Origin of the sequence: Sphingomonas phyllosphaerae (assembly GCF_036946485.1) — a bacterium.
Taxonomy (GTDB): Bacteria; Pseudomonadota; Alphaproteobacteria; order Sphingomonadales; family Sphingomonadaceae; genus Sphingomonas; species Sphingomonas phyllosphaerae_E.
This window is the reverse complement of the sequence record NZ_JAQIJA010000005.1, coordinates 340163-354269: the sequence shown is the minus strand read 5'-3', so window position 1 is coordinate 354269 and position 14107 is coordinate 340163. Positions and strand designations below refer to the sequence as shown.

Below are 14107 nucleotides of genomic sequence, written 5' to 3'. Positions count from 1 at the left end.
GGCAGATGGCGCGTTTCACCTTCAAGCTGCCGGACATCGGCGAGGGCATTTCCGAGGCGGAGATCGTCGCGTGGCACGTCGCGGTCGGCGACCGCGTCGAGGAGGACCAGAGCCTCGCCGACATGATGACCGACAAGGCGACCGTCGAGATGGAATCGCCGGTCGCGGGCGTGGTGGTCGAGATCGCGGGGGCGGTCGGCGATCAGGTGTCGATCGGTGCGCCGCTGGTGGTGATCGAGACCGAGGGGGAGGTTGCTTCTCCTGCTGCGGAGCCGGCGACGCTGGAGGCGGAGAATCCCGGTGTCGAGGAAGTTGCTGCTAAGCCCTCTCCCCTTCGGGGAGAGGGTTTGGGTGAGGGGTCGGAGCCTCGCAGAGAGGTAGGTCTCGGTGAGACCCCGGCCCCTCACCCCAGCCCTCTCCCCGAGGGGGAGAGGGAGTCTGCCTCTCACACCGCCTCCACGCCTGTCCTCGCCTCGCCCGCAGTCCGCGCCCGCGCCAAGGACCTGAACGTCGACCTGACCGCGATCCGCGTGCCCGAGGGCGAGCGCATCCGGCACGCCGATCTCGACGCCTATCTCCGCTACAATGCCGGGCAGGGCTATCACGCCCCGCACGCCGCGCGCGCGCGCGACGACGAGCAGGTGCGCGTCATCGGGATGCGGCGGCGCATCGCCGAGAATATGGCAGCCGCCAAGCGCCACATCCCGCACTTCACCTATGTCGACGAGATCGACGTCACCGCGCTGGAGGACATGCGCGCCGACCTCAACGCGCATCGTGGCGAGCGGCCCAAGCTGACGCTGTTGCCGCTGCTGATCGTCGCGATGTGCCGGACTTTGCCCGATTTTCCAATGCTCAACGCGCGCTATGACGACGAGGCGGGCGTGGTGACGCGCGCGGGGCGCGTGCATGTCGGCATGGCGACGCAGACCGATGCCGGGCTGACCGTGCCGGTGATCCGCGACGCGCAGGACCGCAACGTCTGGCAACTCGCGACCGAGATCGCGCGGCTGGCGGGCGCGGCGCGTGCCAACAAGCTGACGCCGCAGGAACTGGGCGGCGGGACGATCACCGTCACCTCGCTAGGGCCGCTGGGCGGGATCGCGACCACGCCGGTCATCAACCGGCCAGAGGTGGCGATCATCGGCCCGAACAAGATCGTCGAGCGTCCCGTGTTCCGGGGCGACGACATCGTTCGTGCCAAGCTGATGAACCTGTCGATCAGCTGCGACCACCGCGTCGTCGATGGCTGGGACGCGGCGAGCTATGTGCAGGCGCTGAAAAAATATCTGGAAACGCCGGTGCTGCTGTTCGCCGATTGATGGTGAAGTGACATGATCCGGGTGTAGGCAGCCGGTCATGCATCTCGACCTGCTCCAGTCGCTCAGCCTGTGCGGCGACCTCGCCACGCCCAATGACGATCGTGCCGGGAACTGCGCGCGGCACGCCTGGGTGATCGATGGTGCGACCGACCTGTCGCCGCCGGGGCTGCTCGGGGCGCAGGGTGGGGCGGCGTGGCTGGCGGCGACTGCCGATGCCGCATTCGCCGGGGCGGTGGCGGACGATCTGCGCGGCACCTGCGCGCAGGTCTTCGCAGCGGTCGAGGCGCGCTATGCGGCGCAACGCCAGCGTGCGCCCGAAGGCGCGTGGGAATTGCCACGCGCCTCGTTTGCGGCGGTGCAGTTGGTCGGCGACATGCTGGAGGTGGCGTGGGCGGCGGATTGCGCGGTGCTGCACGCGTCGGGTGCGACGGTCGCGTGGTGCACGCCCGCGCCCGATCGCGCCCGCGAGAGCGCGCAGGCGGCGGCGCTGGGGCCGGGGGTCGGCGCGACCAAGCTGCGGACGCCGGCGGTGCTGGCCGATCGTCGCGCCGCACGGGCGCTGCCGGGACAGAAGGTGCTGAGCATCGACGCGGGCGAGAGTGCGCGGGCGATGGAGCTGGCGCGCGTCGCGGTCGCACCGGGCGACGACCTGTTGCTGATGAGCGACGGAATGGCGGCGCTGGTCGATGCCTATGCCGCTTATGATGTGAACGGGCTGGTGGCCGCGCTGCGGTCGCGCGGGCTGGCGGCGCTGGGGCAGGAACTACGCGCGATCGAACGGAGCGAGGCCGCCTGCACGCGCTATCCGCGTTTCAAGGCGAGCGACGATGCCGCCGCCTTGTGGGTACGGGTGGGGGGATAGTTTGCTTCGTCATTGCGAGCGTAGCGAAGCAATCCAGAGTCGGACCAGGACGCCCTGGATTGCTTCGCTACGCTCGCAATGACGGCGGATCGATCGCCGTTGCTCGCCAAAGTTCGTCATCCCGGACTTGATCCGGGATCCCGCTTGCTCTTCATCGGCCGCGCAGAAGAAGCGGGGCCCCGGATCACGTCCGGGGCGACGAGGTTACAGGAAGCTATACGGATCGACGTCGACCGCGACGCGCACCTTTGCGGGCCACTCCAGCGCGCCGAGCCAGTCGCGGATCACGTCCTGCACGTCGAGCGCGCGGCGCGCATGGACGAGCAGCCGGAAGCGGTGCCGCCCGCGCAGCATCGCCAGCGGGGCGGGAGCGGGGCCATAGACCTCCATCCCGTCGACGCGCGGCGCGGCGCGGCCGATCGCGCGCGCGGTGTCGTGCGCCGCACCCTGATCCTCGCTCGACACGATGATCGCGGCATAGCGGCCGAACGGTGGCGCGCCGGCGTCCTCGCGCGCCTCGGTTTCGGCGGCGTAGAAGGCGTCGGCGTCGCCGGTGATCAGCGCCTGCATCACCTGCGCTTTGGGGCTATGCGTCTGGATATAGACATGGCCGGGCTTGGCGCCGCGCCCGGCGCGCCCCGACACCTGCCGGATCTGCTGGAAGGTCCGCTCCGCCGCGCGCAGGTCGCCGCCGTCGAGCCCGAGATCGGCGTCGATCACCCCGACCAGCGTCAGATTGGGGAAGTGATAGCCCTTGGTCACCAATTGCGTGCCGACGACGATGTCGATGTCGCCCGCCTCCATCCGCGCGACGAACTCGGCGGCTTTGGCCGGGCTCCAGATCGTGTCGGAGGTGACGACCGCGGTGCGCGCCTCGGGAAATAGCGCCGCGACCTCGTCGGCGATTCGCTCGACGCCGGGACCGCACGCGACCAAAGTATCCTCGTTCTGGCATTCGGGGCACAGCCGCGGCACCGGCTCGATATGCCCGCAATGGTGGCAAGCGAGCCGGCGGGTCAGGCGATGCTCGACCATCCAGGCGGTGCAATTGGGGCATTGGAAGCGATGCCCGCACGTCCGGCACAAGGTCAGCGGCGCGTAGCCGCGGCGGTTGAGGAACAGCAGCGACTGCTCGCGCCGCTCCAGTGCTTCCTCCATCGCCTTGACCAGCCGCGGACTGATCCAGCGCCCGCGTTCGGGCGGCTCGGCGATCAGGTCGATTGCCTCGATCGTCGGCAGCTGCGCGACGCCGAAACGGCCCGGCAATTTCACCTCGGCATATTTGCCGAGCGCGACCTGATGCCGCGTCTCGATCGCCGGGGTGGCGCTGGCGAGGATCACCGGGCACGCCTCGAACAGCCCGCGCATCACCGCGACGTCGCGCGCGTGATAATGGACGCCGTCCTCCTGCTTGAAGCTGGTCTCGTGCGCCTCGTCGACGACGATCAGCCCGAGGTTGGCGTAGGGCAGGAACAGCGCCGAGCGCGCGCCGACCGTCACCCGCGCCTCGCCGCTGGCGATCGCGCGCCATGCGCGGCGGCGCTGGGTGGCGCGCAATCCGCTGTGCCACGCCACCGGCTCGCAGCCGAAGCGGTCGTGGAAGCGCTTGAGGAACGGCTCGGTCAGCGCGATCTCGGGGAGCAGCACCAGCACCTGCCGGCCGGCGCGGAGCGCGGCGGCGACCGCCTCGAAATAGACCTCGGTCTTGCCCGAACCGGTGACGCCGTCGAGCAGCGTCGGGCGGAAGGCGGCAGCGGTCACGCCATCGACCAGCGTCGCGGCGGCGGCGCTTTGGTCGTCGGACAGCGTCGGCGGGGCGTGATCGGGATCGGGGACCGGATAGGGACTGTCGATGTCGACCGGGACGCCTTCGAGCGCGCCGACCTTGACCAGCCCGCGGATCACCGCGTCGCTCACATCGGCGATTGTCGCCAGCTCGCGGATCAGCCCCTGCCGGTCGCCGATCCGTTCGAGCGCCTGCTCGCGCTGCGCGGTAATTCGCTCGGGCACATGGCCGGTGGCGCGATATTCGACGACGCTGCGCCCGCCCTCCAACGCGGCGGTGGAGGACAAGGCCATCCGCACCACCGCGGCGGGCGGGGCGAGGTAATAATCGGCGGTCCATTCGATCAGTCGCCGCAGCGGCGCGCGCAGCGGCGGCACGTCGGCGACCGCGAGCAGGTTGCGCAGGCGATTGTCGCCGACCTCGGCGTCGGACGGCATCCGCTCCGCCTCCCAGGCGACGCCGAGCAACTGGCGCGGGCCGAGCGGCGCGACCACCACCGACCCCGGCTCGACCGACATGCCGTGCGGCACGCGATAATCGAGCGGGCCGAGGGCGGAGTTCAGGACGATGACGCGCGCGCGGGAGGACATTGCCGCCCATATGGGGCGCACGCGAGTCCGAGGGAAGCGGCGCTTTTGTCGGTGCCCGCTACGCCCTCGTCAGGCGACGCGGCGGACGTAGGGTGTGCCGACGCGCGCCCGTTTGGCGGTGTAGAGGATCGCATCGGCACGCCGCGCGAAATCGCGGAGAGAGTGGCAATCGTCGTCGAACGGGGCGATGCCGACCGATCCCGCGCTGCTCATCCTGACGCCACCGACCTCGACCGAGACGTGCAGCGCCGCCTCCAGCCGCTCGCGCAGGGCGGTGACATCGGTCATCAACGCGGGATGCTCGACGATCACCGCGAATTCGTCGCCACCGATCCGAGCCGCCACGCTGCCCATCAACCACGGCTCGTTCAGTGCCTTGCCGGTCAACCGCAGCACGTCGTCGCCTGCACCGTGCCCGAGCGTGTCGTTGATCGCCTTGAACCCGTCGAGGTCGATCAATGCGAGGTGGAGCGGGGTGCCGGCCTGGCGGGCGCGCGTCATGGCCGCCTGCAACTCGCGATCGAAGGCGGCCCGATTGGCGATGCCGGTCAGCGCATCGGTATCGGCGGAGCGGCGCAACTGCTGCTCCAGCGCGTAGCGTTCGGTCACGTCCTGAAACACGCCGACCATCGCGACGACGCGGCCGTCGACGACCTCCGGATCCGCCATCGCGCGCACGCGGCGGGCGCGGCCATCGGCGGTGACGAAGTCGGTTTCGATCGCGAACGGCGTGCCGTTCGCCACCGCCTCGTCGAGGGCGGCCTGAACGGCGCCGCGGCTGTGCTGGGGATAGAAGGCGAGCGCATCGTCCAGCATCGGCTTCTGCCCGACGGGCAGGCCGTGGATGCGATAGACGTTGTCCGACCAGTCGAGCGCTGCTTCGTCGATCGACAATCGCCACGAACCGATTTCGGCGATCTGTTCGGCCTGGCGGAAGATCTGGTCTTGCCGCCCCAGCCGCGTCACCAGTTCCTCGCCGCTGGTGGCGATGTGGATCGCCTTCAGCGCGGTACGGCGTGCCTCCAGCAGCGCTTCGGCCAGCGTTGCGAGATGCGCGAGTGCGGCGAGTTCGCGCGGATCGGCGGAACGCGGGACATTGTCGACGACGCACAACGTGCCGACCGCGCGACGTACGCCGTCGGGATCGGCGACGCGCAACGGCGCGCCTGCATAGAAGCGCACGCCGACGTCGGTGACGAGCGGGCTGTCGCGGAACCGTTCGTCGTCCATCGTGTCACGGATCACCGTGACGCGATCGTCCACGACGGTGCGGTCGCAAAAGGCGGTGTCGCGCGCAAAGGCCATCACGCCGGGCGTGGTGCGCGCCTTCACGAATAATCGGTCATGATCAACAAGGTTGAGCAGCGCAGTCGGGCAGCCGAGCAGTTCGGCGGCCAGCGCCACCAGCGCGTCGAATTCCCGTTCCGGCGCGGTGCCGAGCAACGCGAGCGCCTGCAAAGCGGCGGCGCGCGCCGTTTCGGCGTGGCGGTCAAAGGGAGAGACTTTCGACGTCATGATCGGCATTTAGCGTCGGTAACGTTAATTTTGGTTTGCCATTCCGTTACACCCGCGGGAGATGCGACCGGGTGAGCGATTTATCCGCCCCGTTGCCGTTGCCGGTCCAATGGTCGGTGCATCTGGCGCGCGACCGGCGTCGGTCGGAGCATACCGTGCGCGCCTATCGGGCCACTGCGGAGCGTCTGTTGGCGTTCCTGGGAACACATTGGGGCGCAGAACTGGACCGTGCGGCGCTGTCGCGTGTCACCGCGGGCGACCTGCGGGCCTATCTGGCGCACCGCCGGGGCAACGGATTGTCGAACGCGTCGGCGGCGCGCGAGCTGTCGGCGGTGCGCGGGTTCCTCGACTGGGCAGGCGGCGTCGGCGCGGCGCCGCGGATGAAGGGGCCGCGCGTCAAGAAGGGCGTGCCGCGCCCGATCTCCCCCGACGAAGCGGTCGCACTGGCCACCGACGTGATGGAGGAAAGCGACGAGCCGTGGGTGGCGGCGCGCGACTGGGCGGTGCTGCTGCTGCTGTACGGCGCGGGGCTGCGGATCGGCGAGGCGCTGGGGCTGACCGGCGCGGTGCTGCCGCTGGGCGAGACGCTGCGCGTCACCGGCAAGCGCGACCGGACGCGGATCGTTCCGCTGCTGCCGCCGGTGCGCGCGGCGATCGAGGATTATGCAGCGCGGGTGCCGTGGCCGATGACGCGCGACGCACCCTTGTTCCGCGGGGTGCGCGGCGGCGCGCTGGACGGCGGGATCGTGCGGACGCGCGTGCGGGCGGCAAGGGCGCGGCTGGGGCTGTCGGAGCGGACGACGCCGCACGCGCTGCGGCATAGCTTCGCGACGCATCTGCTGGGGCGCGGTGCGGACCTGCGCGCGTTGCAGGAGTTGCTGGGCCACGCGAGCCTCAGTTCGACGCAGGTCTATACGGGCGTCGATGCGGCGCATCTGCTCGACGTCTATCGCGCGGCGCATCCGCGGGGATAGAAATCAATCATTGCGAGCGGAGCGACGCGCTCTAGCACCGGATCAGGACGCCCTGGATTGCCGCGCTTCGCTCGCAATGACGGAGCAGGGTCAGCCGCGCGGTTTCCACGTCGCGACGCGCCAGCCGTACCAGCCGAGCGCCAGCACCGTCAGCGCGATCCCGACCGGGCCGACGTAGCGGTCCAGCTCGGCAAAGCGGCTGCCGAGATAGAAGCCAGCCCCCGCCAGCACCCCGTTCCAGATGATGCTGCCCGCAAAGGTCATCAGCAGGAAGCGCGGCATCGGCATCGCCGCCATGCCGGCGGGCAGCGAGATCATCGTGCGGAAGGTCGGCATGAAGCGGAAGACGAAGATCACCCAGCCGCCGTGATCGTGGAGGAAGCCGCGCACCCGCTCGACATCGCTCCATTCCATCGTCAGCCAGCGGCCGTGCCGCTCGACGAACGGGCGGAAGCGCGCATAGCCGATCCGCCGGCCGACCGCATACCAGAAGACGTTGCCGGCAGTCGTCCCGGCGGTGCCCCACAAGAGCAAGGGCACGATGTCCATCTGCCCGCGCGCGACCGCGATCCCGCCCAGCCCCATGATGACCTCGGACGGGATCGGCGGGACGATATTCTCCAGCGCCATCAGCAGGAAGATGCCGAGATAGCCGCCCGCGACGATCCAGTGGATGATGAAATCGGTCACGTCCGCGCCAACGGCTCCGTCAGCGCGCGCGTTCCTTGAGCCGGCGGTCGATCGCATCCCAGATCAGCCCGGCGACATCGGTGCCGTCGAACTTCTCGATCGCGACGATCCCGGTCGGCGAGGTGACGTTGATCTCGGTGAGCCATTCGCCGCCGATCACGTCGATCCCGACGAAGATCAGCCCGCGCTTCTTCAGCTCCGGGCCGAGCGCGTCGCAGATCTCGCGCTCGCGTGGCGTCAATTCGGTCTTCTGCGCCGAGCCGCCGACCGCGAGGTTTGAGCGGATCTCGCCTTCGCCGGGCAGGCGGTTGATCGCGCCCGCGACCTCGCCGTCGACCAGCACGATCCGCTTGTCGCCCTTCGCCACCGCCGGGAGGAACGCCTGCACCATATGCGGCTCGCGCCACGTCTGGTTGAACACCTCGATCAGCGCCGACAGGTTCTCGCCGCTGGAGCGGACATGAAAGATCGCCTTGCCGCCGTTGCCGTGCAGCGGCTTGACGACGATCTCGCCGTGCTCGGCGAGGAAGGCGCGTGCCTCGTCGAGCGAGCGCGTCACCAGCGTCGGCGGCATGAAGCGCGCGTAATCGAGCACGAACACCTTTTCGGGGGCGTTGCGGACGCTGACCGGATCGTTGACGATCAGCGTGCGGTCGGCGATCCGCTCCAGCAGGTGCGTCGCGGTGATATAGCCCAGGTCGAACGGCGGGTCCTGCCGCATCAGGACGACATCGGCCTGCTCGCCAAGGTCGAGCGGCACGGGGTCCCCGAACGTGAAGTGATCGCCGGCCACGCGTTGCACCGTCACCGGATGCGCCTTCGCCCACACGCGCCCGTCGCGATAGTTGAGCGCATCGGCGGTATAGTGGAACAGCCGGTGCCCGCGCGCCTGCGCCGAGAGCATCAGCGCAAACGTGCTGTCGCCCGCGATGTTGATCTGATCGAGCGGGTCCATCTGGACGGCGACAGTGAGCGGCTGGGTCATGGCGCGGATGTAGGGCGGGCGGCGGCGGCTGTCAGTAGCCGATCCACGCATTCTCGATATGGCGCGGGCGGGTGCCGGGGGCGAGCAGGATCACGTCGACGCGAATGTCCTCGCCGGCGGTCGCGTAGCGCGGCATCAGCACCTCCGCGGCGGCGGCGACCCGGGCGAGGCGGCGCTGGTCGATCGCATGGTCCAGCTCGGCGGGTGTGCGGCGCGTCTTGACCTCGACGAAGGCGACCAGCGCGCCGCGTCTGGCGACCAGATCGACCTCACCCGCCGGGGTGCGGACGCGGCGGTCGAGGATCTGCCAGCCCTTGAGCCGCAGCCACCACGCCGCCAGCCGCTCGCCGCGCCGCCCGGCTTCCTCCGCGACGCGGCGGGTGGCGGTGGAGCGGGGGCGGGGTGGGCGCATCGCGGGCGAGGATGGCGGCGGAGGGTGGATGGGGCAAGCGTTGGATGGGGACGGTGGGCCGTGGCGTCTGTCCAGAGAACCCGATCAAAGTGTAGATTGTGGCTATCGTCAGATGCGCGTCGCCACGTCGTGGTGGAAGGTCTGGCCAAGCGCCTGCGTCGCGATGCCCGCCAGACGATAGCCGTTCGTCAGATCGGACAGATAGGCGATATAGGCCGCGGCGCGGTCACCGTCCCCGCCATCGAGGTCCGCACGGTCGCTGACGACCAGCCCTCCCTTGCGCAGACGCGGTTCCAGCAGTTGCAGCACGTCGAGGTAGAGGTCCTTCGCCGCATCCAGAAGGATCAGATCGATCGGCTCGTCATCGTCGCGGCGCAGCGTTTCGCGCGCATCGCCTACGCGTATCTCCACCAGATCGGCCAGCCCGGCCTCGCGCAGATTGGCTTCGGCACGCTCCGCCTAGTCCGGCGAGGGGCGGGTGGGCGTCAGCGCCCGGCCGTTGCCGTCCCGATCAGCCCCGGCGCATCCGCCACGAAACGGTCGAGGACGCCATCGGCGATGCGGATCGTGCCGTCGAAGCGCGTCGCGCCGGGGATGGTCTTCACCGCTGCGGCTTCGGTCGCCAGTCGTTGCGCGTCGGCGAAGTAGCGCGGGGCCGCAGGGCTGGCGGCATCGGCGGCGGCGAGGCCGGCGGCGGTCTGTTGCAGCGCGCGGCCCCATAGCGCGAGCGCGTCGAGCCACGGACGCGACTGCTCGGTGAAGGACGCATCCGCTACCCCGGCGCGGATCGTGTCGGGGGCGGCGGCAAGGTCGTCCGCCGCGCGGGTGAGGTCGGCGATCGCTTGCGCGCGCGCCCCGGCGTCGCCGTCGGCGAGCGCTTCACGAACGCGGGTGAGCAGCGCGTGGAGCCGCGGGGCCTGTTCCTGCCACGGCTGGCTGCCGAAGGTGGGCGCCATATGCTGCGTGTCGAAGAAGGTCAGCAAGGCGTCGGCCGCGCGCGCATCGTCGCCGGCCAGTTCGCGCGCCGACCAGTGCCACGTGCGCCCGGCGTCATAGTCCTTGTCGTTCCATGCGAAGGCGAGCACGCCGGTGACCGCGACGCGGCTCGGCGCTTCCTGATTCATCGGGTTGGACAGGATGCCGGTCAGCTCGCCCGCCAGCCCCGCCTCGCGGCGTGCATAGGGCGCCATCAGCAGCCGGCCGGTGGTCTGCGCATAATCGTTGACGGGGTAATTGTCCCACAACAGCGTCTTGCGCCCGAACGCCTTGGTCGCGGCCTTGGCATCGGGCACCGAGATCGCGGGCGGCACGACATCGGTGCCGGTCCATTGTACCACCACCTTGGGGTCCAGCGTGTCGCGGAGCGCCGCTTTATAGGGCGTGTCCTTGGCGTCGTAATATTCGGTCGGCACCATGATGAGCGGCGGCGCCTGCGGATCGCGGCGCGTCAGATCGGCCTGTACCGCATTGAGCAATTGCGCCTGCGCCTTGCCCGCCGCGGCTGCGCCCGAGGGGCCGAACGCGGTTTGATCGGCGTCGCAATTCCATTTCTTGTATTCGATGTCGTCGAGCGCGACGTAGAAGCGGTGGATGCCGATCGCGCGCAACGCGTCGAACTTGGCGCGCAATGCCTGAAGGTCGGCGGGGGCGGAGAAGCAGATCGTCGGCCCCGGGGAGATCGCATAGACGAAGTCGACATGGTTGCGCGTCGCCGCCGCCGCGAGCGTGCCGAGCTGGGTCAGCGTCGCGGCGGGATAGGGCTCGCGCCAGCGGGCGCGGGCGTATGGGTCGTCCTTGGGGCTGTAGACGTAGGTGTTGGCCTTGACGGTCGCGAGGAAGTCGAGATGGCGGGTGCGCTCGACCATCGTCCACGGCTTGCCGTAGAAGCCCTCGATCGTGCCGCGCACCGGCATCGCGGGATGGTCGCGGATCACGAGTGCGGGAAGCGTGGGGCGCTGCACGAGCTGGCGGAGCGTCTGGACCGCGTGGAACAGGCCATCGGCGTCATGGCCGGCGAGCGTGATCGTGTGGGTCGCGGGGGTGACGGTGAGCGTATAGCCCTCGCGCGCGGTCTCGGCGGCGGTGCCGGAAAGGGCGGCGCGGACGAGCGCGGCGTCGGCGAGCCCCAGCACGATCTGCGGCTGCGCGGAATCGCTCGCGAGGCGGCGGACGGTGGTGACCGTCTCGACCCCGGCCGCGCGCAGGATCTGGCTGGCGAGCGCGACGGTGGCGGCATCGGTGCCGGGGGCGGCGATCAGCGTGACACGGCGGCCGAGCGTCATCGTCTCGGCGCCGAGCGTCAATTCGGTCGGGGCGGGGAAGATCGCCGGGCGGGTAGCGATCTGCGCGGCGAGCGGGGCGGACGACAGGAGCGTGGCGGCCAGCAGGGGCAGGCCGATGCGGCGGGTCATGTCGTTCTCCGGTATGCTATTGGTATTAAGGGGTGTCGTAAGGTGTTGCCGCTGGCGGGGCAACCGGGCTCATCACGCGCCGCTCATCGCTCCCGGATCAAGTACGGGGCGACGATGATTGATGATGCCGCGGCTATATTCGCAAGGGACCGGCCCTAGTCGCGGGCCGTCGCCTTTGCCCGGCGGACGATCACCGGAATGTAGAATATCATGAAGACGATGAAGGCCGCACCGGATGCCCAGGCGATCGCGTTGGAGAGATTCGCCCCGATCGGAAGGTAAACGCCAGTCCAAAGGGCGACCGCTCCCGCCAACAACAGCAGACAACTCAACAGCTTCGCCCGGAAGGTGGGGGCGACGAACTGATCGATCATGTGCGACGCGATGAAGGCCGCCACGAATACGATCGAGGAAATGTCTTCCATGGATGGCGATATTACCATGCGCCGCGCCGGTCGCCAACGACGATCACGCGCCCTTCATCTCCAGCGCACGGGCGTAGAGCGCCTTGCGGTCGACGCCGAACGCCTTGGCGATCTCGCCCGCGGCCTTGGAGGCGGGGAGGCGGGTGAGCGCCTCGGCGAGCGCGGCATCGGCGTCCTCGATCGCGGCGGGGGCGGGGGGCTCGGGCGGGGCGACGACGACGACGATCTCGCCCTTGGGCGGCGCCTCGGCATAGCGGGCGGCGAGCGTCGACAGCGTGCCGGTGACCGCCTCCTCGAACTTCTTGGTGATCTCGCGCGTCACCGCCGCCTCGCGGTCGCCGAGCCCGGCGGCGAGCGCGGACAGGCAGGCGGACAGACGCGGGCCGGATTCGTAGATCACCAGCGTCGCGCGGATCGCGGCGACCTCGGCGATTGCGGTGGCGCGCGCCTGTTCCTTCGCGGGCAGGAAGCCAAGGAAGAAGAAGCGGTCGGTCGGCAGCCCGGCGAGCGTCAGCGCGGCGATCGCGGCGCACGGTCCGGGGATGGTGACGACCTGATGCCCCGCCGCGCGCGCATCGCGCACCAGTTTGTAGCCCGGATCGGAGATCAGCGGCGTGCCGGCGTCGGACACCAGCGCCACCACCTCGCTGGCCATCCGCGCGATCAGCTGCGGGCGGACATGCTCGGCATTATGATCGTGATAGGGGGTCATCGGACGCTTGGTGCCGATGTGGCGGAGCAATCCGGCGGTCACGCGCGTATCCTCCACGGCGATCACGTCCGCGCCCGCGAGCACCTCGGCCGCGCGGGGGGAGAGATCGCCGAGATTGCCGATCGGGGTGGCGACGATGTACAGGCCGGGGGTCAACGGGTTCACGGGAGTAGTCATGGCAGAGGCGATCGGGCGTTCGCAATGGTCGAGCGCAATGTCGCGCGTCATCACGGTCGCGGGGGCGTTGTTGCTCGCGGCCTGTTCGACGGTGGTGCCACGCGGGCCGGTGCAACAGGCGCCGACCGCGCAACCCGCGCCGCCGCCGCGCGAAACCGCGCCGGAGGTGGTGACCGGGCTGCCGCAGGATGCCGCGCGCAACCGTGTCGCGCTGCTGGTGCCGCTGACCGGCAGCAACGCCGGGGTGGGGCGCAGCCTTGCCAATGCCACGCAACTGGCGCTGCTCGACACGCGCAACCAGCAGGTGCGGATCACCAGCTACGACACCGCGACCGGCGCGGCGGCGGCGGCGAGCCGCGCGATCCGCGAGGGCGCGCAGCTGATCCTGGGGCCGCTGCTTGCCGAGGACGTGCGCGCGGTCGCGCCGATCGCGCGCGCGGCGAAGGTGCCGGTGCTGTCGTTCTCGAACGATACCGGCGTGGCGGGGAACGGCGCTTACGTGCTCGGCTATGCGCCGGCGCAGGCGATTGAGCGCGTCGTCGCCTACGCGCGCGGGCGCGGGATCGACAATTTCGGCGGGATCGTCCCCAATGCGCTGTACGGCAGCCGCGCGTCGACCGCGTTCCTGCGCGCGGTGGAGCAGGCCGGCGGGCGCGTCGTGTCGCTCCAGACCTATGATCGCGGCAGCGGCGCGCTGGGCAGCGCGGTGCAGCGGATGGCGAAGGACGCGCCGTTCGGGGCGGTGCTGATCGCCGACAGCGCCGCGACCGCGACCGCCGCGGTGCCGCTGATCCGGCGCAACAGCCCGTCGACGCAGATCCTCGGTACCGAGCTGTGGAATTCGGACGGCGCGTCCCGCTCGTCGGCGGTGCTGAACGGAGCGTGGTTCGCGAGCGTGCCGGATACGCTGTACCGCCAATATGCGCGCAACTATCGCGCGCGTTTCAACGCCTCGCCCTATCGGCTGTCGAGCCTTGGGTATGATTCGGTGCTGCTGGTCGTGCGGATCGCGCGCGAGTGGCGGCCGGGATCGCCATTCCCCGAGAACCGGCTGCGTGACGCCGACGGCTTCGCGGGGATCGACGGCGCATTCCGCTTCGGGCGCGACAATGTCGCCGAGCGCGCGCTGGAGGTGCAGGAAATCCGCGGTGGCGAGACGGTGACGGTGTCGCCGGCCCCGACCGGCTTCGACGCAAAATAGCCAATGCGGGCTATGGCATGGCGGTGACGGTCGTGTAGAGCATCG

General features: G+C 70.0%; 12 protein-coding genes and 1 pseudogene. 4 read left to right on the top strand and 9 right to left on the bottom strand.

All coding sequences use genetic code 11. From position 1 onward, the window contains the following. Positions 1 to 5: 5 nt before the first annotated feature. Together PGN16_RS10265 and PGN16_RS10260 are read left to right on the top strand one after the other, a co-directional pair. On the top strand, positions 6 to 1322 hold the full coding sequence (locus PGN16_RS10265; protein ID WP_335309299.1) for a dihydrolipoamide acetyltransferase family protein: 1317 nt from the start codon (positions 6 to 8) through the stop codon (positions 1320 to 1322). Positions 1323 to 1359: 37 nt separating this feature from the next. After that, positions 1360 to 2184 (top strand): hypothetical protein, encoded by an 825-nt coding sequence (locus PGN16_RS10260; protein ID WP_335309298.1) that lies wholly within the window; start codon positions 1360 to 1362, stop codon positions 2182 to 2184. Positions 2185 to 2388: 204 nt separating this feature from the next. Here the strand turns inward: PGN16_RS10260 and PGN16_RS10255 are convergent, their stop codons facing one another. Both PGN16_RS10255 and PGN16_RS10250 read right to left on the bottom strand, forming a co-directional pair. Further along, positions 2389 to 4560 (bottom strand): primosomal protein N', encoded by a 2172-nt coding sequence (locus tag PGN16_RS10255; RefSeq protein ID WP_335309297.1) that lies wholly within the window; start codon positions 4558 to 4560, stop codon positions 2389 to 2391. Between the two features lie 69 nt (positions 4561 to 4629). Beyond that, positions 4630 to 6084, bottom strand: coding sequence for a diguanylate cyclase domain-containing protein (locus PGN16_RS10250; protein WP_335309296.1), 1455 nt, complete (start codon positions 6082 to 6084; stop codon positions 4630 to 4632). Positions 6085 to 6146: 62 nt separating this feature from the next. On the opposite strand from PGN16_RS10250, the gene PGN16_RS10245 reads away from it, so the two are divergent. Next, positions 6147 to 7049, top strand: a complete 903-nt coding sequence (locus PGN16_RS10245; RefSeq protein ID WP_335309295.1) for a tyrosine recombinase XerC — start codon at positions 6147 to 6149, stop codon at positions 7047 to 7049. Positions 7050 to 7139: 90 nt separating this feature from the next. Here the strand turns inward: PGN16_RS10245 and PGN16_RS10240 are convergent, their stop codons facing one another. The 7 genes and pseudogenes from PGN16_RS10240 to rsmI all read right to left on the bottom strand — a co-directional run bounded on the left by PGN16_RS10240 (position 7140) and on the right by rsmI (position 12861). Continuing rightward, positions 7140 to 7739, bottom strand: a complete 600-nt coding sequence (locus PGN16_RS10240; RefSeq protein ID WP_335309294.1) for a DedA family protein — start codon at positions 7737 to 7739, stop codon at positions 7140 to 7142. 19 nt (positions 7740 to 7758) lie between these two features. Then, positions 7759 to 8724: a glutathione synthase gene (gene gshB / locus PGN16_RS10235; protein WP_335309293.1), complete on the bottom strand. Its 966-nt coding sequence runs from the start codon at positions 8722 to 8724 to the stop codon at positions 7759 to 7761. 31 nt (positions 8725 to 8755) lie between these two features. Next, on the bottom strand, positions 8756 to 9136 hold the full coding sequence (locus tag PGN16_RS10230; protein WP_335309292.1) for a YraN family protein: 381 nt from the start codon (positions 9134 to 9136) through the stop codon (positions 8756 to 8758). A 108-nt stretch (positions 9137 to 9244) separates the two neighbouring features. After that, positions 9245 to 9577 (bottom strand): annotated as a pseudogene (locus PGN16_RS10225) (O-methyltransferase); the annotation flags it as partial. Between the two features lie 44 nt (positions 9578 to 9621). Further along, positions 9622 to 11547: a beta-N-acetylglucosaminidase domain-containing protein gene (locus PGN16_RS10220; protein WP_335309291.1), complete on the bottom strand. Its 1926-nt coding sequence runs from the start codon at positions 11545 to 11547 to the stop codon at positions 9622 to 9624. A gap of 155 nt (positions 11548 to 11702) precedes the next feature. Then, positions 11703 to 11972 carry a hypothetical protein gene (locus PGN16_RS10215; RefSeq protein ID WP_335309290.1) on the bottom strand — a complete coding sequence of 90 codons (270 nt, stop codon included), beginning with the start codon at positions 11970 to 11972 and terminating at the stop codon, positions 11703 to 11705. Positions 11973 to 12015: 43 nt separating this feature from the next. Then, complete coding sequence (gene rsmI / locus PGN16_RS10210) at positions 12016 to 12861, bottom strand: 16S rRNA (cytidine(1402)-2'-O)-methyltransferase (RefSeq protein ID WP_335309289.1); 846 nt, start codon at positions 12859 to 12861, stop codon at positions 12016 to 12018. Here rsmI and PGN16_RS10205 point away from each other — a divergent pair. Further along, complete coding sequence (locus tag PGN16_RS10205) at positions 12860 to 14062, top strand: penicillin-binding protein activator (RefSeq protein WP_335309288.1); 1203 nt, start codon at positions 12860 to 12862, stop codon at positions 14060 to 14062. The genes rsmI and PGN16_RS10205 overlap by 2 nt on opposite strands. Positions 14063 to 14107: the final 45 nt, after the last annotated feature.